The organism is Bradyrhizobium betae (assembly GCF_008932115.1).
Lineage (GTDB): Bacteria > Pseudomonadota > Alphaproteobacteria > Rhizobiales > Xanthobacteraceae > Bradyrhizobium > Bradyrhizobium betae.
This window is the reverse complement of record NZ_CP044543.1, coordinates 3,663,366-3,684,332: the sequence shown is the minus strand read 5'-3', so window position 1 is coordinate 3,684,332 and position 20,967 is coordinate 3,663,366. Positions and strand designations below refer to the sequence as shown.

The following is a 20,967-nucleotide window of genomic DNA, read 5'->3' as shown; positions in this document are numbered from 1 at the left end:
AGCCCGAATTAGTCTCCGGAGCCGGGGTTCGGGGAGAAATATTTCTCGAACTTACCTTCCATCCCGTCGAATTCCTTCGCGTCGGCGGGTGATTCTTTCTTCTGGGTGATGTTCGGCCAGCTCTTGGCGTAGTCGGCGTTGACCGACAGCCACTTTTCCAGGCCCGTTTCCGTATCCGGCTTGATGGCGTCGGCGGGGCATTCCGGCTCGCACACGCCGCAGTCGATGCACTCGTCAGGATGGATGACGAGCATGTTGTCGCCCTCGTAGAAACAATCGACCGGGCAGACCTCGACGCAGTCGGTGTACTTGCACTTGATGCAGTTTTCAGTGACGACGTAAGTCATCCAACGCTCCGAAAAGCTTATTCAAAAGTCGCGGCTTGCGTAGCGCGGATGGCCCGGCGCTGCAAGGTCGGGAACGGCCGATCATGACGGCTTTGTGTGTTTGACGGACCAAGAAATGAATTCAAAGCGCAATTAATTGCGCCGAGAATCCGGATTGGCTTCACCGAGTTCCTCGTAGAGCACGCGGGCCGAGGCGGCATCGCCGCGGCGCTCGTTGAAGCCCGTGACCTTCAACACCCGCACGGTGCGATCGAGCGCAATGGTGAGCACGTCGCCGGTCTTGATCGCGTGCCCCGGCGATGTCTCGCGCGCGCCGTTGATGCGGACGCGGCCTTTCTCGACGAGCTCAGCCGCCGAGGTGCGCGCCTTCACCACCCGCGCATGCCACAGCCATTTGTCGAGGCGCTGCCGCTCGGACGTGGCTCACTCCATCTGACGCGTTGTCTTCACGCGAACCGCTCCGCACTTCGTTTGAAAACGCTATTCCTTGCGACCGGCCAGCTGCTCCTTCAGCGCAGCGAGTTTTGCGAAGGGCGAGTTCGGATCGACCGGACGATCGCGCTCGCGCGGATTCGCGCTCGAGGCGTAGGGTCGCAGCGAGGGACCACCCTGGCGATCGCGGCCCTTGTCGCGATCGCGGCCACGGTTGTCGCGATCGCCACCGGGCTTGCCCTTGTTGCGGTCGCCGCCGAACTTGCCCTTGTTGCGATCACGATCCTTGTCGCGATCCTTGCCTTCGAAGCGGCGGTTCTTGTCGTCGCGTCCCTCGGGACGCGGCGCGCCTTCTGCACCGCCTTCGCGCGGCTTGCGGAAATCCCTTCCGCCGTCTCTGCGACCGCCGCCATGACGATGACGCTCACCCGGCCTGGCGCCTTCGGCAGCTTCGCCGGGCGCAGCCTCGGCGGGCGCGGCGCCTGCTTCGGCGCCCGCCTGCGGACGCTGATTGTGATGACGCTGGTGGCGATGGCGCTCGTGGCGCGGCTTGCGATCCTCGTGACGGCCGGCCGGACGCCAGACCTCGATGAGTTCAGGTTCCGCGGGCGCGGCTGCGGCTTCCGCAGGTGCGGCGGCGTCGGCCGATGCGGCGACTTCCGGCGCGGCCGTCTCAACTGGAGCAGTCTCGGCCGGAGCAGTCTCGGCCGGAGCAGCCTCGGCGGCTTCTTCCGCCGGCGGCGCGATGCCCGGGGCGTCTTCGGGCGTGACGGGTGCCTCGGGGGAGGCTTCGAGCGCCGGCTCTTCGGGAGCGGGCTCGTCGTGCTGCTCCATGCCGGGGGCGTCTTCGACGGTCACAGGCTCGGCGGCAGCTTCGATCGCGGTGTCCGCGGGTACCGCGGCATCCTCGACCGGCGTTTCCGCCACAGCGGATTCAGCCTCGGCAGCCGGCGCCTCCGCAGCAGCCGCGACCGGCTTCGGCAACGGTGCACGCTTCTCCATGCGATAGCCGAGCGCGCGCAGCACCGAGGCGAAATCCTCGCCGGCCGAGCCGGTGAGCGAGGTCATCGCCTGCGTCACGATGAAGCTGCGGCCGTCGAACGTGCCGGCGGGCTTTTCGCCGGGCGAATTCTCGCGCCAGGCCAACGCCGGGCGGATCAAATCGGCCAGGCGCTCCAGGATGTCGACGCGCACGGCGCGCTCGCCGGCCTGCTTGTAGCCGAGCACGCGATAGGCATCGCGCGGCAGCTGCTTGTCGACCGGGAACGAGGTGCGGCCGGAAGAGGCCAGATGCTGCGCGCCCGACAGCGAGGACAGATCGACATTGTCCTGCTTCAGCGCCCACAGCAGCGCGGCGAGCGCGCGGGCGGCCGGCTTCAAGAGGCCGGGGAAATAGATGTGATAGGCGCCGAACCGGACGCCGTATTTGCGCAGGACGGCGCGCGAAGGCTGGTCGAGATCCTTCAGCTCATTGGCGATCTTCGGCCGTTCCAGCACGCCGAGCGCCTCGACCAGCTGATAGGCGATGCCGCGGGCAATGCCAGTGACGTCCTCGGCCTTGGACAGCTCGAACATCGGCCCGAGCAGTTTTTCGATGTGGGTCTTGAGCCAGAGCTCGAGCCGAGCCTGCACCTTCTCGCGCGGCGGGCCGGTGAGACGCTCGTCGGAGATGATGCGGATGCGCGGCTGCAGCGCGTCCTCTGCGGCAGACAGTCGCGCCACGGCGTCGCCGGTCCAGCGGATGGTGCCTTCCGACGTCAGCACGAACTGCTCGTCGGGCGCGCCGCCCAGTTTTTCGGCACGCGCGTTGATCTCGCCGGCGAGCACCGCTTGCGCGGCAGCCTGCAAGGCTTTCGCATCGGAGCCGGCTTCCGCCGCATCCGGTGCAAAAGTGAAGCCATCGAGGCGGCCGATGACATGGCCTTCGACGATGACTTCGCCGGTCTTGCCGATTTCCGTATTCAAGCTCGTGTTCTCCCGCAGGCGGCGCATCAATACACTGGTCCGGCGATCAACGAAACGCTCAGTCAAGCGTTCATGGAGCGCATCCGATAATTTATTTTCGACCTCGCGGGCGATTCCCTGCCAGCGTTCGGGGTCTTTCAGCCAGTCCGGGCGGTTGGCGACGAAGGTCCAGGTGCGAATCTGCGCGATCCGGGCCGACAGCGTGTCGATGTCGCCGTCGACGCGGTCGGCCTGGTCGATTTGGGCCGCGAACCAGGAATCGGGGATGCAGCCCTTCTGCATCAGGAAGCCGTAGAGCGTGGTAACGAGCTCGGCATGGGCCGCGGGCGACAGTTTCCTGTAATCCGGGACCTGGCAGGCCTCCCACAGCCGTTCCACGGCGTCCTTGCCATGTGCGGCATCGCGCACATCGGCATCGCGGGCGGCGTGGTCGAGCACGCGCATGTCTTCCGCAATAGGAGCCCGCGTCAGCGCCTCGTGGCCGGGCGACTGGTTCAGCGACACCTGGAGCGCGCCGAGCGAGGAGAAATCCAGCTTCGAATTGCGCCATTGCAGCATCTTCACGCTGTCAAAGGTGTGGTTCTGCAGCGCGTTGACGAGCTCGGGCTCGAACGGTCCGCAGCGACCGGTGGTGCCGAAGGTGCCGTTGCGCGTGGCACGGCCGGCGCGTCCGGCGATCTGCGCGAATTCGGACGGCGTCAGCCGGCGGAACTGGTAGCCGTCGTATTTGCGGTCGGAGGCGAAGGCGACGTGGTCGACGTCGAGATTGAGGCCCATGCCGACGGCGTCGGTGGCGACGAGATAGTCGACGTCGCCGTTCTGGAACATCTCGACCTGCGCATTGCGCGTGCGCGGCGACAGCGAGCCCAGCACTACGGCGGCGCCGCCATGCTGGCGCTTGATCAGCTCGGCGATGGCGTAGACCTCGTCGGCCGAGAAGGCGACGATGGCGGTGCGGCGCGGCTGGCGGGTGATCTTGCGGTCGCCGGCGAATTCCAGCTGCGAGAGCCTCGGACGGGTGATCATGGACACGCCCGGCAGCAGCCGCTCGATGATCGGGCGCATGGTGGCGGCGCCCAGCAGCAGCGTCTCGTCGCGGCCGCGGCGGTTGAGGATGCGGTCGGTGAAGACGTGGCCGCGTTCCAGGTCAGATGCGATCTGGATCTCGTCGACGGCGAGGAAGGAGACATCGAGGTCGCGCGGCATCGCCTCCACGGTCGAGACCCAGTAGCGCGGATTCTTCGGCTTGATCTTCTCCTCGCCGGTCACCAGCGCGACGGCCTCGGGCCCGACCCGCGCGACGATCTTGTTGTAGACCTCGCGCGCGAGCAGCCGCAGCGGCAGGCCGATCAGGCCGGACGAATGCGCAAGCATCCGTTCGATCGCCAGATGGGTCTTGCCGGTGTTGGTCGGCCCGAGCACCGCGGTGACGCCGGCGCCGGGCACGCGATCGGAACGGGCGCGCTCGGAGGCGAAGGGGGAGGAGGAAAAGGGCATCTGGTTGATTAGGTAGTGGCTGATGGGGCGAATGTCAGTGCTGTCAGGGGCGATGGCGCGAAGGGCTCTGTCAGCCATGTCTCCGAACGCTGGGGCGGATCCTGTTTTCTCCGCTGTCATGCCCCGGCTCGACCGGGGCATCCAGTACGCCGCGGCCCATCCACTCAACCACAACCACCTCGGCGTACTGGATCGCCCGGTCAAGCCGGGCGATGACACCGAGTTTGTGGGAGCGGCCTTCCCAAATCCCGCGCAACTGTCTCACTTTGCGACGCTTTTCCCGCTGGCCTTAAGCTTCGGAACGACTCCAGAACGAATCGCGGCCGAATCGCTGACTCCCCCGAGAGTCCTGTTCCGTTCACGCAACATGTCGCGGGACTCTATTTGGTGAGCACTAGATGGAGTTTCGGCCTGTCGCACAAGCGACGATTTGATGACGGAAACCGTTAAGTTGGGGACGGCGCGGAGTCGAATCAGAATCGGGGAGGAGTCAAATGGATTCCCGGAATCGCACCCTCCGAACTCACTTCCGCGAAAACAACCCCATGCACAGTAGGAAGGCGTTGAAAAGGCGTCGCTTTCTTACCCTCCCCCTCCAGGGGAGGGTAAACAACATCACTGCGTCTTGGCGACCTTGGGCGGCTGGGCTGACGTGATGAAGCTGGTCGCTTCCAGCATCGCAGGCCCCAGCGGCGTCGGGACTTTCAGCCAGAACGGGACCAGGATGCGGGTGCCCGCGATCGGCGCGAAGGCGACCTCGATGTTGCGCTGGGCGGCGAGATATTTGATCACGGGGCGATCGGGGATGTAGCCGGCCACGGGCACGAAATACAGCGAGCAGACCACGACCGGGCCGTGATAGCCCTTCTCGGCCTTTACCGCCTCCATGCGCTTGAAATCGAGCTTGAGCTCGTAGCGCATGCGGCCGTCGAACACCGCGGCGCTGCCGTGGCAGGCGTCCGGCGACAGCACATCGCCAGTGCCTGATACGCGCACCAGCGAAGCCGTCATCGGGTCCCAGACGCCGCGGCGATGCGCGTCGGTCACGACGATGCGGTCGGCGTCGACCGGCGGCTCCGGCACGATGCCGAACTCCTTCACATTGCCCTTGTCGAGCGTGATGCGGATGTTTTCGGTCTTCTTCGAGGTGGTGGTGGAGGCCTGGTAGCCGGTCGCGACCAGCGCGCCGTTGACCACCCGCCCCTGGCTGGCGCCTGAGCCGGACCCGTTGGCGATCGATTTCAGCAGTCCCGAGGTGCCGCCGCTGGCCGCGGCCGCAAACACATCGTCGCCGATGTCGATGGTCCAGGCGCCCTTGCCGACCGGAATGCCTGCCAGCGTCGCCTCATACTGCGCCTCGAGCTTGCCCTGCGCCGCCGCCGGCACAGCCCCCCACGCCACAGCGAGCCCGCAAAGGGCCGCCAGAGCCAGCCGGCCGGCAAAACCCAGCCGGGGCAGATGTCGGGAGCATGCGAGCACGAAATGATCCAATCGGGGTGCGGACGGGGGTTATTTAAGTCAAAAGCCGCGGCAAACAATGCGCCCGGACGCGCCTGACGCGGAACTCCGCCTGTTATCTCGGGGGTGAATGCGCCCTTTATGTGATGGTAAAGTGCGGCAAACACTACCGTTTTGGTGATTGGGGGGCGTCAGGGACGCGCACCTCGCCCCGCCCCCACCGCTGTCATGCCCCGCGAAGGCGGGGCATCCAGTACGCCGCAGCCCCTCGACTCCAGCCGCGCCGTCCCGGAATACTGGATCGCCCGGTCAAGCTGGGCGATGACACCTATCGTGGGGCATGGAGCGGATAGCCAAAACCCGGCCCAAATCCTTGACTACCCGCCCCTTCCCCCTATACGTCCGCCGCTCCCTGCAAGGACGAAAGAATTAGCCCCCGTGGCGCCCCGAATGGCGGCCGCACTCGTTGGGGATCGAACTCAAGGATTTATGCCATGTCTCGCCGCTGCGAACTGACGGCCAAGGGCCCCCTCGTCGGGAACAAGGTCAGCCACTCCAACATCAAGACCAAGCGCCGCTTCCTGCCGAACCTCGTCAACGTGACGTTCATCAGCGAAGCCCTGGAGCGCAACGTGCGCCTGCGCGTCTCCACCAACGCGGTGAAGAGCGTCGACCACAATGGCGGCCTCGACGCCTATCTGCTCAAGGCCAACGCCGACGCCCTGTCGCCCCGCGCCCTCGAGCTGAAGCGCGCCATCCAGAAGAAGGTCGGCCCGTCGGTCGCGCCGGAGAAGAAGGCGAGCTAGGATTTCAGAATTGGGTGGGGACTTGCGTCGCGAGGCGTAGGCTTAGCCGAGTAAGAGTTTTACGTGACGGCCGGATCGGGAGATCCGGCCGTTTTTGTTTGTGCGAAACACCACACCGACGAAAGTGCACTTGCCCGCAAGGGTAGAACCGAGCATCCTGGGGTTGAGCACGTCTTAGATTGGGACGGAGGATGGACGTCGCCACAGAATTTAAGTCAAAGATTCTTAGCCGGAGCAAACAGTCCGAAGATTACAGAATTTACCGAGCAGGTCTGGAGTGGGATCTGACCGATCCAATTGTTATTGATCGCGCGGAAGACTTTAAGTCAGCGCCACGTTGGAGCGATCGTCTTACTCCCTACCACCACCAAGTAACCAACCTCATCACCTTCTGTCGTCGCCTTCCGGTAACTTTGCTCGCGGATGATGTCGGTCTCGGAAAAACGATCAGCGCTGGTCTAATTGTCAGCGAACTTATCGTCAGATCCCGGCTGTCCAAAATTCTAATCGTCTGCCCAAAAATTCTCGCCCAGCAATGGAAGGAAGAGCTGGAAGCAAAATTCAATATTCCAGGCATTGTTGCATTCGGGAGAGAGCTACTTGCCGCTGAGCCTGACGAAGTCGGCGCGGTAATCACAACATACAACTCGGCTCGATTGTATCTAGAAAGACTTCCGGAAGATCGCTTCCAGATGCTTATCCTAGACGAAGCTCACAAGCTCAGAAATCTTTACGGCGTCCCCAATACCCCTCAGGTCGCGCAACGTTTTCGCAAGGCGTTGGAGGAACGACGATTTCCCTACGTGCTAATGCTGACCGCCACGCCCATCCAAAACCGGTTGTGGGACCTCTATTCTTTAGTCGATCTGCTAACGGTCGCGCGCGGACATGACAATCCCTTCGGCAGCGAAGGTATGTTCATCAGGAAATTTGTTGCAGATCCTCGGGATGGGGCACGCCAGCTAAAGGAAGAGGCGAGAGACGAATTTCGATCAATCGTCTACGGCTACATGTCTCGCGTCCGTCGAGGAGATGCGAACCTTTATTTCCCCGAACGAAAAGTTTTGCGACACGAAGTAGACCCCACCACCGCGGAGCTTCAGCTTATCAAAGCAATTGCCAAGCCGATTCAAAAACTCAATCGGCTTACCCAGATCTCGATACTGCAGGCCTTGACGAGCAGTCCTGAGGCGCTCTCAGCTCAGTTGGACAACATGGCACGGAAAGGGACGGCTCCGGCCGACCTAGCAGCAACAGTCAAAAGCATCGTGACGGAGATGCCGCTAACAGCCAAACTTCTCGGCCTCAACAAGCTTATAGAAAAGTTAAAAAAAGAAAATCCCGACGGTTGGAGACTTGTCGTATTCACGATCCGCCGAGAGACACAAACTACAATCCAAAACTTCCTCGAAGGCCACGGATTGAAGGTCGGCATAATCAATGGTGACTCGGGAGAGCGGAATCAGGCGACTATCCGGCTCTTCCGTGAAACACCCCCTCGCTATAGAGTCATTGTTTCAACGGAAGCGGGCTCCGAAGGCGTCAATCTCCAGATCGCAAACGTGCTCGTCAACTACGACCTGCCCTGGAATCCAATGATTGTCGAACAACGAATCGGGCGCGTGCAACGCCTCGCTTCGGAGCACGCATTTGTGAGCATTTACAACGTAACTCTAAGAGGGACTTTCGAAGACTACATCGTTGGTAGATTGATGGAAAAACTTCAGATGGCATCACACGCCGTCGGAGACGTAGAGGCTCTTCTGCAAGGCGCGGACGTCGGCGACGGAGACGAAGATGGCGGATCAGGCTTTGAGAACAGAATCTTGGATCTCGTGCTGGCTGCGTTAGCAGGAAAAGATGTCGAAAGAGCAACCAAGCTTGCCGAAAAGAGCATTGAGGATGCCAAGATAGAGCTCGAACGCGAGGAGGCAAACATTGACTCCATGCTCGGGGGTATGGAGGAAGCCGAGTATGAAGGTCCACGCACCCCGAGACTTCCCGAAACTGAACGATCGCTCGGTTCTCGCGAGTTCTCATTGGCGGCGCTCAAACTCCTCGGCGTCCAGCTAACTGTGGACCCCAACGGACTTCTTCGCGCTGAAGAGAATGGAGGACGCGAATACATCAGATTCGCGGACCCGACCGACCCAGCCAAACGAACCACATTGTACGCACCGGGGACGCCAGCCTTCGAGCGCCTTGTGAGCCGAGTCGTTGCGAGCGGCTTGCATAAAGTAGACGACCTTGATCAGGACCCGACGCAAGCATCCCGAGAAGCCGCCCAGACCTGGGTTGCGCAATTCGGGGGACACCTCGCGTCCTCAGAACCGATCGATGCCGTCCGAATGTTCGATGGGTCAGCTCTGTTGCGAGTTCGAGCTACCGTTGCCCACGACAGCTACGAACGGCTAGTGGACATAGATTGCAAGAATCAAGATCACCGGACCGAACGCGGCAAGACCGCCATCAATTCAATTCCTAAAGCTCTCGACAAACCTCAATCCCTTGGCATCGATATCGACAGACTTCAGAGAGCCGCGATGTCGGATGACGGCATTTCTGAATTCTCGCGCTTCTACTTGGAACGTCGAGAACAAGAGACTGCACGCACATCCGATACCCGCAAGCGCAAGAAACTGGAAGACGAGTTCACCCCTCGGCTTGAAATGACCCTCGTCGGACTGGACGGCAGAGTCCATCGAGAAATCGGAGTAAAGGTAAGATACACCATCGACTCAGAGCACGAATACGAGAGCCTTCTCGTAGTTCGACCCCACGATGGAATACTCGTTCGAGTCCCCGAACTAAGTTTATGCTCTAAGTCCGGAAAGACTGTACCTAGCCATTGCTTGGCCAGATGTGACGTGACCGGCGCCTACGTGCTCCAGCATCTCCTCACAAAATCAGAGACGAGCGGGCGGCTTGTTCTCCCAGAATTCACGATTCTCTGTGCGCACAGCGGGAAGCGCATTCTTCGTGAAGAGGCAGAATTATCTGCCGTATCTGGAAAATTGGTTTCGGCCGACCTTCTCAAAACGTCAGCGATGAGCGGAAGAAAAGCCGAAGCAGAGCATTTTCGAGTATGTTCGTTTACGAAGTCAGATTTCCTCGCCGACGAATTGGCCGTCAGTGAAATTTCCGGAAGGAACTATAGACGCGACGAAGCGATGAAGTCGTCAGTCTCGGGAAGGACAGGCCACAAGCATGAATTTGCCCTGTGCCACGAGACGCGCCTGCCCATAGCGATGGACGAAGCAGAGAAATGCGAGATAACCGGCCATTTTGTGAAACTCGGAGTTCTCGAGAGATGCGAGATTACAGACAAGATGGTTTTGCCGATTGGCCTCGAAAGATGTGCACTAACTGGCAAACGAGCACTTAAGCGCTACTTCGTTAACAGCAATCTGTCTGGCCTCAGACTCTTAGAGCAGGTTGCTCATCGATCATCGACCGGAACGTTCTGCACACCGGCCGAACGGCGAACATGCGCGTGGAGTGGCCGCGCTTCCCACCCAGATGACATTCGAACGTGCGAACTGACTGGCCTCTCGATCCACCTTGAGTTCATGACGCCAAATGCGCCTTACCGACTTCTGCCTCTGATCGAGATGCTAAATGGTGTCCGTCGAAATTCGGATGGCATCGAGAAATGGCCAGAAGTTGCTACCCAACTTGCGTTAGCCAAAAAGGGCGGAAAGTATCGGGTCGAAGCTGCAATTGCATCACCAGACAATCGACACCTGGCGACATCCTCTGAATCACGAGCAATGCTGGGTCTCCGCGTGTTTCAAGTCGGCGCTCTCTACGATGTTTCCGCGAAGAGCATTGCCGGACGTATCTGCGTTGGAAAACGTGGCAAGGAGAGCTGGATAGAAATCGATCGATAATTTTTTCTTTTGGAGGGACAAATGGATTTGAACCTTTCGTTGTTGTCAGCTTCATGTGGAATTAGCTTGATCGCCGCCGTACTCTCGCTCCTCAGCTACCTATCTTATCGTCGATTGGCTCAAGAATTGTCGCTGGCCGCGCTTGGCAGACTACTTCGCGAAGAGACTGAGGTCCTTCGCCGAGTGACCGAGGATCAATCACGGAGCGTCAGGGAGGAACTCGCCAATCTACTAGCGAAATTTCAGGAAGCGATCATCGTTGGCTTTAGCAGCCTTGGACGAGGTATCAACGACCAGATTAAGGAGTTTTCGACCCGGCTCGATAGCGGAATTTTATCGATTGAGCTGCGAGCCGATAGCATCGCTTCCAAATTGGACACTGACATCGAGAAAAGGAGATCGGAGGCAGTCACAAATCGAGATAGCCTTCGAGGCATGATCGAACAGAAGCTTGAGCAGAACTTAACGGGACATGCGGAGACGGCCCGCATCCTGAAAGACGAACTCAGTAACAGCTTCCATCGGCTAGGAACTAGCGTAAATGACTCGCTTACCCAATCGAGTCAGTTGCAGAGTGAACGGCTCGGCAATGTCAATGACACTCTCGGCTCCCTCACTGAAAGACTGGAGAAGGCACAAGAAGGGATTCGCACCACGGTAGAAGCTCGTCTAGAGGTCATCCGTAGCGACAACGCCGCAAAACTTGAGCAAATGCGCGCGACAGTCGATGAAAAGCTTCACGACACTTTGGAACAGCGACTTACCAATAGCTTCAAGCAAGTCAGCGATCAGTTGGAGCAGGTCTTTCGCGGCTTAGGAGAGATGCAGAACTTGGCCACGGGTGTCGGCGACCTCAAGCGCATGATGACAAATGTAAGGGCTAGAGGCACTTGGGGAGAGGTCACGTTAGCTAGCATCCTTGAACAGGCGATGGCGCCTGATCAGTATGAAAAGAACGTCGAAGTAAGGCCCGGGAGCAATCAAAGGGTCGAGTTTTCAATCAGACTTCCGGGTGGCGAAGGTGGCCCGCTCTGGCTGCCAATCGACGCGAAGTTTCCGACCGAAGATTTTGAACGATTAATGGATGCATCAGAGCGCGGCGATGTGGAGACGGTCGACCTAGCCGGCAAAGCCTTGGAGACCCGTATTCGGCAAGCTGCGAACGATATCGCGACAAAATACATTCACCCGCCGTTTAGCACCGACTTTGCGGTAATGTTTTTACCTACGGAAGGCTTGTACGCCGAGGTCATCAGAAGACCCGGCCTTTCAGACTTTCTCCAGCGCGAGAATCGAATTCTCGTAACTGGACCTACAACCCTGCTTGCACTTTTGAATAGTCTGCGCATGGGTTTCAGGACTCTCGCCATTCAAAAACGATCTAGCGAAGTCTGGCAAATTCTCGGCGCAGTAAAGACCGAATTCGAAAAATACGGTTCGATTATCGATAAAGTACAAAAGAAGCTACAGGAAGCTTCAAACACTATTGATGGGGTATCAATTCGGAAGCGTGCGATCGACCGAAAGCTACGCTCCGTAGAGATGCTGCCGGAAATTGAAGTGACCGCACTTTTGGCGACGCCAAACTCAGACGAGCCTGAACCATCAGCAATTGAGGAATTGCAATCGGTCGAGACTGAAGCTTAGCAGGAGCAGCCTCGAAAGCTCGCGCTTCATAGGCGTAGTGCCGGAACAGGCCACACTACGCTGGCGATCCGCGTACTCGCCTCTCCCCTACCCCCGAAAATCAATGCTCCGCAGCACGATCCCCGGCGGCGTGCCTTCGAACTCCGTCGCCTGATACTTCCGCTCCACGCAGGCTTCGATGCGCTCGCGCAGGCGCATGAACTGCTCTTCGCGCTCGCTGGGCCTGGCGCGGGGGCCGCGTTCGAGGTCGTCCATGGCGGAGGTCGAGATCGCGCAGGCGAATTCCCGGGGGCCGTCCTGCATCGAGAACTGGACGATGCCGCGGTCCTGATCGTAGGCGATGAAGCGGCTGGTGGTGAGGGGCATGGGGTACTCCTTTGCTGCGCGCGTCGTCCCGGCTGAAGCAGGGACTCGTCACGACAGGGAAAAGTGGTTTACGGGGACTCGGAGTAACCGCCTTCGCGTCAAACCGCTCCCTGGGGTTATGGGTCCCCGCCTTCGCGGGGACGACAGATGTGTTTGCGGCTAGCTTCAGCTGTCGCCGCTGAGCTTGGCGAAATCGTCGAACAGGGCGGCCACCAGCGCGCGGTGGCGGGTGTCTTCGGTGGGCAGGCTGGCGGCATAGAGGTTGAGCAGATAGCGCGCCTTCACCGCGGCCTCGGGCCACGACGTGGCGGGCGCCGACATCATGCGGTTTTCGAGATCAGCCTCGCGCTCGCGCAGCTCGCGGACGTTGTTCTCGACGTCGGCCAGCGCGCGGCGCAGATCGGTCGCCTTCTGGGCGGCCATGCCGCGATGCTTGTCGAGATCGACCGGGATGTCAGTCATGGGCGGCGCCTGCCTGTTCGGATTGCGCGTCGGCCGCCTGCGCATCGGCGAGGTCGACCGAGCCGATCGACAGCATCTCGGTTGCGCCCCTGACGCCTTCGGACGGCACAGTGATCATGGTGGCGATGCGGCGCCAGGATGCGAAGGACAGGCCCTCGATCATCTCCTCGTCGGTGACGACCTCATAGGCGCCGGCCGGCAATGCGCGTTCGATGCCGCGGATGTGGACCGGATGCCTGAATGTAATGGTTTCGCGCCGCGAGCGAATGGTCATGCAAGCCTCCCTTTCGCTGGTCAGGCCCCAACCGACGCTGCTGGGACGAACATGCGCTCCTTTGGCCGCAATAGCCAACGCTTTCTTCGGCGGCACCGGCGCGCAGGCTGCCGCTTTAGCGCTCGCTATCGCCGGACCGCAGGCGTACGCTGGCGCATCATTGCGCGTCTAGAGGAGACCGACATCATGGCCAAGGGACAGCAACGCAGCAATCGCGAGACCAAGAAGCCGAAGAAGGACAAGATCAAGACGAGCGCCGCGGCACCGAGCCGCAAGGATGCGTGGCAGCCGGAGATCGGGTCGGGGAAGAAGAAGTAGGGCGAGGCGTGCTGTCTTCCCTTCTCCCCTTGTGGGAGAAGGTGGCGCGAAGCGCCGGATGAGGGGTTGCCTCCGGAAATTCTGACGCGGGAGATTCGCGCGCGGAGAGAGACCCCTCACCCGTCTCGCCGCTTCGCGGCGAGCCACCCTCTCCCACAAGGGGAGAGGGGATGCGCCGCGCCACACGTCTCTTCCCTCCTGCGCTTTTCGGCTATACTCGCCCGGGTCGCATCACCGGGAGGGGCTGACCTGTGGAGCACGAGCGCAAAGCCGAGCCGAAGAACCTCGTCATCTGCTGTGACGGCACCGGCAACGAGATCTCCGAAAACATCTCCAACGTCCTGAAGCTGTACCGCTGCCTGCGCAAGACCGACAAGACGCAGCCGCGGCAGATGGTGTTCTACGATCCCGGCGTCGGCACGGTGACGGAGCCGACGACGTGGCACCGGCTCAAGGCCAACGTCAATCTGGTGCTGGGGCTCGCCACCGGCTACGGGCTCGATGACAACGTGCTGTCAGCCTATTGCTTCCTGGTCGAGCATTACGCGCCCGGCGACAGGATCTATCTGTTCGGTTTTTCGCGCGGCGCCTATACCGTGCGGGTGCTGGCGGGGCTGATCCACAAGATCGGCCTGATCTCGCCGGAGCAGGCCAACCTCGCAGGCTCGGGCCTGATCTCCTACAAGCAATATTCCGGCTCCGGGCGCGGCAACGACCTCGCCGCCCTCACGGATTCCGGCTTCGACGACGACGGGCCGCTGCCCAAGGACAAGTTCGATCTCGCCGCGCAGTTCGCGCGCATCACCTCCTCGCGCTGGCCGACCATCCATTTCATCGGCGTCTGGGACACCGTGGCGAGCGTGATCGTTCCGCGCGCCGACCGGCTGTACTGGCCGAGCTTCGAGGAGCTGGCCTTCACGCTGCGCAATCCCAGCGTCAACATCTTCCGGCAGGCGATCGCGATCGACGAGCGGCGCTGCATGTTCCGCCTCAAGCAATGGCGCGAGCCGCAGGAGTTCTGGAGCAACCGCTTCGTGCCCGACGACAGGAAGCAGCCGCAGGACATCATGCAGGTGTGGTTCGCCGGCGTGCATTGCGACGTCGGCGGCGGCTATCCGGAGGCCGAGAGCGGGGAGTCGAAATATCCGCTGGTGTGGATGATCGACGAGGCGGCGAAGGCCGGGCTGAACTTCAACCCGCGCACGGTGAACCAGCTTGCCTGGGGCGTGCAGCGCAAGAACTCGCCGTTCAAATATGTCCCGCCTGAATACACGGGAACGACGGGCCAATTGCACAATTCGATGAACGCGGCCTGGCGCGTGCTGGAATATGTTCCGAAGAGCGCGAAGTACAAGGAATGGCCGGAGCGGAAGGTGTTTTTGGGCTTCTACATCCCCGATTGCGAGCCGCGCGTGATCCCCGAAGGCGCGCATGTGCACGAGAGCGTGGTGAAGCGGATGGAATTGGACCCGGACTATCGGCCGGTGAATCTGCCGAAGACGTATCAGACGGTCCCGATGCCGGTGGGGCCGCATGCGGGCGCGGGAGCGGAGTCGGATGAGATCGTGACGGGGTGATGGGGGCTCTCACCACTCGTCATTGCGAGCCACCGGCGTCGTCCCTGCGAACGCAGGGACCCATCACCACAAGGCGTCGTTTGGCGAAGATTCGTCGTCCGGGACTGCCGCCGCCCGCAATCGAAAGGTCACGCGGTATGGGTCCCTGCGTTCGCAGGGACGACAGCGGGATTGGGGCCCGCTTCCTCCAACTTTCACGCTTCGCCGTCACTTTTCATTAAAATTCTCACCCCCGCTTTAGCCGGATCGCATCATCTGCCCCGCATCATCGCCCTCAAGCCCGCCGCGATCCGCGGAATTGGAGGAGAGTGCCAATGCATCCGCGCCGACATGCCCGCGTCAAACCGGCAGGCCTGGTGTCCCGCCAGGCCAAGATCATCACCGACAAGAGCGCGCCGGTGATCATCTGCACGCTTGTCGATTATTCGCCGGGCGGGGCTTGCGTCGATCTCGGCGGCCAGGTCAAGATTCCCGACCGGTTCGAGCTCTTGCACGTCAACACCAGGAAGCGCTGCCGCATCGCCTGGAAGCGCGGCACGCGGGTCGGCGTGGTGTTCTAGACTAGCGAGCAAGGTCAGCCGTATGACCCTCTCCCCTTGTGGGAGAGGGTGGCTCGCCGCATGGCGGCGAGACGGGTGAGGGGTCTGCCTCCTCAATCTCATCTTTCGCAGCCGAATTCGCGGAGATAGACCCCTCATCCGGCGCTACGCGCCACTTTCTCCCACAAGGGGAGAAGGAAGAAAGCTACTTCCGCATCCGCGCCTTGGCGCCGGCCACGATCTGCATCGCGACGCCGCCGATCCAGCCGATCAGGACGAGCCAGGTCAGCGCGCTGTGCGGCTCGAGCCGCAGCACGATGACGGCAACGGAGGCGAACGCGGCGAAGGTCGCGCACAGCGTGCCGGCCGAGCTCAGCAATTCCGCGGCGTCGATGTGGCTGTGCGCCTCGTCGAAGGGAAGCTGCGGCGTGTCGATGCCGAGATAGAAGCCGACGAAGCCGAGCACCATCATCATCAGCAGAAAGCCCTGCGTGGTGAGCACGGCGAACGCCGAGCCGACATAGGCGCCGACGAACAGACCGCACGCCGCTCCCGCGACCGCAAGACCCACGCGTTCGAAAACGTGGGCAGCCTTCCGAACCCGAAACCGCATGGCCAGCCTCCGTATTGCCGCGAGTGCAAGGAGGTTAGGCCAGTTTCGCGGGGGGTGGAAGCTAAGGGGATTTACGGATGCGTGAGGGGCTGGAAGGCGAGAGCGTGCGCCGCGCATTCCGCTGTCGTCCCGGACAAGCGAAGCGCAGATCCGGGATCCATAACCACAGGGCGCAGTTTGGCGAAGACTCTTGGTTAAGTTGTCAAACTACACCGCGCGCCATCGTGAGATCACGCGGTATGGGTCCCGGATCTGCGCTTCGCTTGTCCGGGACGACAGCGGTGATTGCCGCAACGCCATCGCATCTCATGCGCTTCGCCCTTACCTCGCCCCGAACGTGGTCTTGCCGAACAGCGCCTTCTGCGTCGAGGGCTGCGAGCGCCAGTATTGCGGCGGGGCTTCGACCTCGCCGCCGAGTTCGGCGGCGGCATGCCAGCCCCAGCGCGGGTCGTAGAGCATGCCGCGGGCGAGCGCGACCATGTCGGCCTTGCCGCTCGCGACGATCTCTTCGGCGTGCTTGCCTTCCGTGATCAGGCCGACGGCGATGGTCGGCAATCCGGTCTCGCGCTTGATGGCGTCGGCAAATTGCACCTGGTAGCCGGGGCCGAGCGTGATCTTCTGCAGCGGCGAGACGCCGCCGGAGGAGGCATCGATCCAGTCGACGCCGCGCGCCTTCAGCGCATTGGAAAATTCAATGGTCTGCGCCAAATCCCAGCCGCCCTCGACCCAGTCGGTCGACGACACGCGCATGCCGATCGGCTTGTCGTGCGGGAACACCGCGCGCACCGCGTCGTAGACTTCGAGCGGAAAGCGCATGCGGTTCTCGAGCGAACCGCCATATTCGTCGGTGCGCTTGTTGGAGATCGGCGACAGGAACTGGTGCAGCAGATAACCGTGCGCGCCATGCAGCTCGATGGCGTCGATGCCGAGCCGCGCGGCCCGCCTGGCGCTGTCGACGAAGGCGTCGCGGATGCGCTTCAGGCCCGCGGCATCGAGCGCCAGCGGCGCGGCCTCGCCGTCCTTGTGCGGCAGCGCCGACGGCGCCACCGTCTGCCAGCCGCCCGCGCTCTCGGGGATCAGCTGGCCGCCGTCCCAGGGCCGTGCGCTGGAAGCCTTGCGGCCGGCATGGGCGAGCTGCATCGCAATCGCCGTGGAGGAATACTTTCGCACCGAGGTGAGGATCTGCTTCAGCGCGGCCTCGGCGGCGTCGCTGTACAGCCCAAGGCAGCCCGGCGTGATGCGGCCGATCGCCTCGACATGGGTCGCCTCGATGCAGAACATCGCGGCGCCCGACAGCGCCAGATTGTTGATGTGGGTGAAGTGCCAGTCGGTGGGAACGCCGTCATCGGCCGAATACTGGCACATCGGCGACACCACGAGACGGTTCTTCAAGGTCAGGCCGCGCAGCTTGATCGGGGAAAACAGGGCGCTCATGCGGGGGTTCCGGAGGATGAGAGGGGGCAATGGGGAGGAGTGTAGTGAGGCACGAGCGGATTGCCAGTTGCGCGAGCGGCATGGCAGCGCGCGGGGGATGCATTGCGTGGCCATGTGATCACGGGATCGCGCGGCGGCTTCAGCTGTCGTCCCGGACAAGCGAAGCGCAGATCCGGGACCATAGCCACAGGGAGTGGTTTGGCGAAGACTCGGAGTGACCAACTCGCTCCACAACTGCTCCCTGTGGTTATGGGTCCCGGCCTTCGCCGGGACGACAGCGGAGAATGTCGCGACGACGTGGCCCTACTCCACCAGCGTGAACTGCAGCAGCAGCGTGCGCTGGAGCAGCGAGAAATTGTCGTCGGAGATCAGCGTCAGCACGGTCTCGCCCTCCGGCGTGACGTGGGCGTCGATGCCTTCCATGTTGTCGATCTCGTGACCGAGATCGGCGTTGAACAGCGCGGGACCGTCGACCAGCGCGTTCGGCGCGATCGATTTCAGGGGAATCGAGCGGATGCGGATGTTGACGCCGGTGAACCAGGAGAATTTGCGTTCGAGGATGAGCAGCTCGCCAGAGGGCAGCAGCACCGCATCGCTGATGTCGAACTTGTCGATGCGGCGAACGCTGAACTGGCCCGGCGTGGAGCCGCCGATCAGGAAGGCGACCAGATTGCCGTCGGCGTCCAGCCCGCGCTCGGAGAACGCGATCAGCGTGCCTGCCAGCGGCTGGTTCTGGTCCTTGCCTTTCGGCACGAACACCAGCGCTTCGAGCCCCTTGTTGCTCGGCAGCTTGCGTATCGCCGCCGGCGACGGGATCACCTCGCCGCGGGCGCGAGTGCCGCCCTTGGCGAAATCGAAGCGCATGATCTGGTTGACGCGCTCGAGCCCGACATAAACGGTCGAGCCGTCGCGCGCGAGCGACTCGGTGTCGTACCACAGGCGCTTTTCCGTGATCGGCCGGCCCTCAGGCCCCAGCACCGGCGCGGCCTCGACATCGTCGAGCCCGACCATCTTGCCGCCGGAATAGCGGATGCTCCCGGTGAACCAGCCGCCCTGGTCGGAGATCGCGAGGAAGCGCTCGCCCTTCGCGTCGAGCCGGATTCCGGACAGGCCGCCGAAGCCGCGATAGGGCGAGGTCAGCACCAGGCCGCTGCGATATTGCAATGAGCCGAAACGCACGCGCGAACGGTCGCGCGGCTCGAAATGGGGAATCGGCCGCGCGTTGACCTCGACGCTGACCGGCTCGGTGACGGCGTGCTCGATCTGCGGGACGCGCGGCGGCGGCTCGGTCGTAACCTGAGCTTGCGCCAGCCGGGAGAGTGCGAGAGTGGAAAATCCCGCCGCCGCGTGACCAAGGAAGCTGCGGCGGGATCGATGGGTGCTCACGAATGCAGTTTGCGTCGCGGGCGGCCGGCCGGTTGCGTCGGCGCGGTGTTGGTCTCGCTGAACAGCTCGGCCAGCTTCTCGGTGATGGCGCCGCCGAGTTCTTCCGCGTCCACGATCGTCACCGCGCGGCGATAATAGCGCGTCACGTCATGGCCGATGCCGATCGCGATCAGCTCGACCGGCGAGCGGGTCTCGATCTCCTCGATGATGTGGCGCAGGTGCCGCTCGAGATAGTTGCCAGGATTGACCGACAGCGTGGAATCGTCGACCGGCGCACCGTCGGAGATCATCATCAGGATCTTGCGCTGCTCGGGACGGCCGAGCAGGCGCTTGTGCGCCCAGTCGAGCGCCTCGCCGTCGATGTTCTCCTTCAGCAGGCCCTCGCGCATCATCAGGCCGAGATTCTTCCGCGCACGGCGCCAGGGCGCGTCTGCGGACTTGTAGATGATGTGGCGGAGGTCGTTGAGGCGGCCGGGATTGGCCGGCTTGCCGGCCGCAAGCCACGCCTCGCGCGACTGCCCGCCCTTCCAGGCGCGGGTGGTGAAGCCCAGAATCTCGACCTTGACGCCGCAACGCTCCAGCGTGCGCGCGAGGATGTCGGCGCAGGTCGCGGCCACCGTAATGGGGCGTCCGCGCATCGAGCCGGAATTGTCGAGCAGCAGCGTCACCACGGTGTCGCGGAAGGTCGCCTCCTTCTCGTGCATGAAGGACAGCGGATGATGCGGATCCGTCACCACGCGCGACAGCCGCGCGGGATCCAGAATGCCCTCTTCGAGATCGAACTCCCAGGCGCGGTTCTGCTGCGCCATCAGCTTGCGCTGCAACCGGTTGGCAAGGCGCGCGACGATGCCCTGCAGATGCGCGAGCTGCTTGTCGAGATAGGCGCGCAGGCGCTCCAGCTCGTCATGGTCGCAGAGGTCTTCCGCCGCGATGACCTCGTCGAATTTCGGCGCGAAGGCGTGGTACTCCGGCCCGCGCGGCTCGTTCTTGCCGTGCGAGTTCGGACGGGTCGCCTCGCCAGGCGTCTCGTCGTCGCCGAGCTCGCCGTCGTCGAACGTGTCGGAGGTCGAGGCCTGCGCGCTTTCCATCGCGCTGTCGCTCATCTCCTCTGATGAGGCTTGCGCCTGGTCCGCGCTCATCTCCTGGGCGGCGTCGGAATCGGGCGAGCCTTCCGCGCCGGACTGGTCGTTGTCGCCGTCCTGGTTCTCGTCGTTGTCCTCATTGTCTTCGCTGTCGACGTTGCGTTCGTCGCTGAGCTCGAGCGCCGTCAAGAGATCATGCACGGCATCGCCGAACTTGGTCTGGTCCTCGACCAGGGTGTCGAGCCGGTCGAGCCGCTTGCCGATCTTGTCTTCGAGGATCGGCCGCCAGAGATCGACCACCTTTTTCGCAGCCGTCGGCGGCGCCAGGCCGGTCAGGCGCTCGCGCACCAGCATCGCCAGCGCGTCGGCGAGCGGCGCGTCGGCCCGGTCGGTGATCTCGTCGAACTTGCCGCGATGGAAATGGTCGTCGAGCATCGCGGTGAGGTTTTTGGCAACGCCGGCCATGCGGCGCGCGCCGATCGCCTCGACCCGGGCCTGCTCCACCGCCTCGAACACGCCGCGCGCCTGCGGATTGCCGGGCATCAGCTTGCGATGCAGCTTTGCATCGTGACAGGCGAGCTTGAGCGCGATGGAATCGGCGTGTCCGCGCACGATCGCGGCATCACGCTTGGTCATCTTTCGCGCCGGCTCCGGCAGCCGCGCCTTGCCGGGCGCGAGGCCCGGCCGCTCGGCGGCGAAGCTGACCTCGAGCTCGGGCGATTTCGCGATCGCCTTGAGGCAGGCCGCGACCGACCGCTTGAACGGCTCGGTCGGGGCTTCCTTGGTGTTGCGGAACTTGCTGTTGGAGGTGGTCATCTGGATCTCACCGTCGTCCCCGCGAAGGCGGGGACCCATAGCCACAGGGAGCAGTTAG

16 protein-coding genes and 1 pseudogene are annotated in these 20,967 nt (G+C 62.5%); 6 read left to right on the top strand and 11 right to left on the bottom strand.

Annotation, left to right across the window (positions count from 1 at the left end; all coding sequences use genetic code 11):
• Positions 1-8: 8 nt before the first annotated feature.
• The 4 genes and pseudogenes from fdxA to F8237_RS17460 form a co-directional block, all read right to left on the bottom strand.
• The gene (gene fdxA / locus F8237_RS17475; RefSeq protein WP_151646549.1) at positions 9-347 is read right to left on the bottom strand and encodes a ferredoxin FdxA; all 339 of its coding nucleotides are present in this window, start codon (positions 345-347) and stop codon (positions 9-11) included.
• A 132-nt stretch (positions 348-479) separates the two neighbouring features.
• Positions 480-761 (bottom strand): annotated as a pseudogene (locus F8237_RS17470) (RNA-binding S4 domain-containing protein); the annotation flags it as partial.
• A 66-nt stretch (positions 762-827) separates the two neighbouring features.
• Positions 828-4,241, bottom strand: a complete 3,414-nt coding sequence (locus F8237_RS17465; protein ID WP_151650588.1) for a helicase-related protein — start codon at positions 4,239-4,241, stop codon at positions 828-830.
• Between the two features lie 615 nt (positions 4,242-4,856).
• Positions 4,857-5,666, bottom strand: a complete 810-nt coding sequence (locus tag F8237_RS17460; RefSeq protein ID WP_162006385.1) for a DUF3108 domain-containing protein — start codon at positions 5,664-5,666, stop codon at positions 4,857-4,859.
• Positions 5,667-6,193: 527 nt separating this feature from the next.
• On the opposite strand from F8237_RS17460, the gene rpmB reads away from it, so the two are divergent.
• The 3 genes from rpmB (at position 6,194) to F8237_RS17440 (ending at position 12,042) form a co-directional block, all read left to right on the top strand.
• Entirely contained in the window at positions 6,194-6,505 is a 312-nt protein-coding gene (gene rpmB / locus F8237_RS17450; RefSeq protein ID WP_151646543.1) for a 50S ribosomal protein L28, read from the top strand.
• Between the two features lie 191 nt (positions 6,506-6,696).
• Positions 6,697-10,395 carry a DEAD/DEAH box helicase gene (locus F8237_RS17445; protein ID WP_151646541.1) on the top strand — a complete coding sequence of 1,233 codons (3,699 nt, stop codon included), beginning with the start codon at positions 6,697-6,699 and terminating at the stop codon, positions 10,393-10,395.
• Between the two features lie 21 nt (positions 10,396-10,416).
• The gene (locus tag F8237_RS17440; RefSeq protein ID WP_201280127.1) at positions 10,417-12,042 is read left to right on the top strand and encodes a DNA recombination protein RmuC; all 1,626 of its coding nucleotides are present in this window, start codon (positions 10,417-10,419) and stop codon (positions 12,040-12,042) included.
• 87 nt (positions 12,043-12,129) lie between these two features.
• Here F8237_RS17440 and F8237_RS17435 read toward each other — a convergent pair whose 3' ends face one another.
• From F8237_RS17435 to F8237_RS17425, 3 genes are all read right to left on the bottom strand, one after another.
• Complete coding sequence (locus F8237_RS17435; RefSeq protein ID WP_151646539.1) at positions 12,130-12,408, bottom strand: DUF1488 family protein; 279 nt, start codon at positions 12,406-12,408, stop codon at positions 12,130-12,132.
• A gap of 165 nt (positions 12,409-12,573) precedes the next feature.
• On the bottom strand, positions 12,574-12,870 hold the full coding sequence (locus F8237_RS17430; protein WP_151646537.1) for a hypothetical protein: 297 nt from the start codon (positions 12,868-12,870) through the stop codon (positions 12,574-12,576).
• Positions 12,863-13,144 (bottom strand): hypothetical protein, encoded by a 282-nt coding sequence (locus F8237_RS17425; RefSeq protein ID WP_151646535.1) that lies wholly within the window; start codon positions 13,142-13,144, stop codon positions 12,863-12,865. The genes F8237_RS17430 and F8237_RS17425 overlap by 8 nt, the downstream gene beginning before the upstream one ends.
• A gap of 186 nt (positions 13,145-13,330) precedes the next feature.
• On the opposite strand from F8237_RS17425, the gene F8237_RS37230 reads away from it, so the two are divergent.
• The 3 genes from F8237_RS37230 (at position 13,331) to F8237_RS17415 (ending at position 15,599) form a co-directional block, all read left to right on the top strand.
• Positions 13,331-13,462, top strand: a complete 132-nt coding sequence (locus tag F8237_RS37230) for a hypothetical protein (protein ID WP_259174463.1) — start codon at positions 13,331-13,333, stop codon at positions 13,460-13,462.
• Positions 13,463-13,713: 251 nt separating this feature from the next.
• Positions 13,714-15,039, top strand: coding sequence for a DUF2235 domain-containing protein (locus F8237_RS17420; RefSeq protein ID WP_151646533.1), 1,326 nt, complete (start codon positions 13,714-13,716; stop codon positions 15,037-15,039).
• 314 nt (positions 15,040-15,353) lie between these two features.
• A complete protein-coding gene (locus F8237_RS17415) occupies positions 15,354-15,599 on the top strand; it encodes a PilZ domain-containing protein (protein WP_162006093.1) in 246 nt (81 codons plus the stop codon).
• A gap of 184 nt (positions 15,600-15,783) precedes the next feature.
• Here F8237_RS17415 and F8237_RS17410 read toward each other — a convergent pair whose 3' ends face one another.
• The 4 genes from F8237_RS17410 to cobT form a co-directional block, all read right to left on the bottom strand.
• A complete protein-coding gene (locus F8237_RS17410) occupies positions 15,784-16,191 on the bottom strand; it encodes a hypothetical protein (RefSeq protein WP_151646529.1) in 408 nt (135 codons plus the stop codon).
• A 321-nt stretch (positions 16,192-16,512) separates the two neighbouring features.
• Complete coding sequence (locus F8237_RS17405; RefSeq protein WP_151646527.1) at positions 16,513-17,625, bottom strand: NADH:flavin oxidoreductase/NADH oxidase; 1,113 nt, start codon at positions 17,623-17,625, stop codon at positions 16,513-16,515.
• A gap of 303 nt (positions 17,626-17,928) precedes the next feature.
• Positions 17,929-19,011 carry an esterase-like activity of phytase family protein gene (locus F8237_RS17400; RefSeq protein WP_151646525.1) on the bottom strand — a complete coding sequence of 361 codons (1,083 nt, stop codon included), beginning with the start codon at positions 19,009-19,011 and terminating at the stop codon, positions 17,929-17,931.
• A complete protein-coding gene (gene cobT / locus F8237_RS17395) occupies positions 19,008-20,909 on the bottom strand; it encodes a cobaltochelatase subunit CobT (protein WP_151646523.1) in 1,902 nt (633 codons plus the stop codon). The genes F8237_RS17400 and cobT overlap by 4 nt, the downstream gene beginning before the upstream one ends.
• Positions 20,910-20,967: the final 58 nt, after the last annotated feature.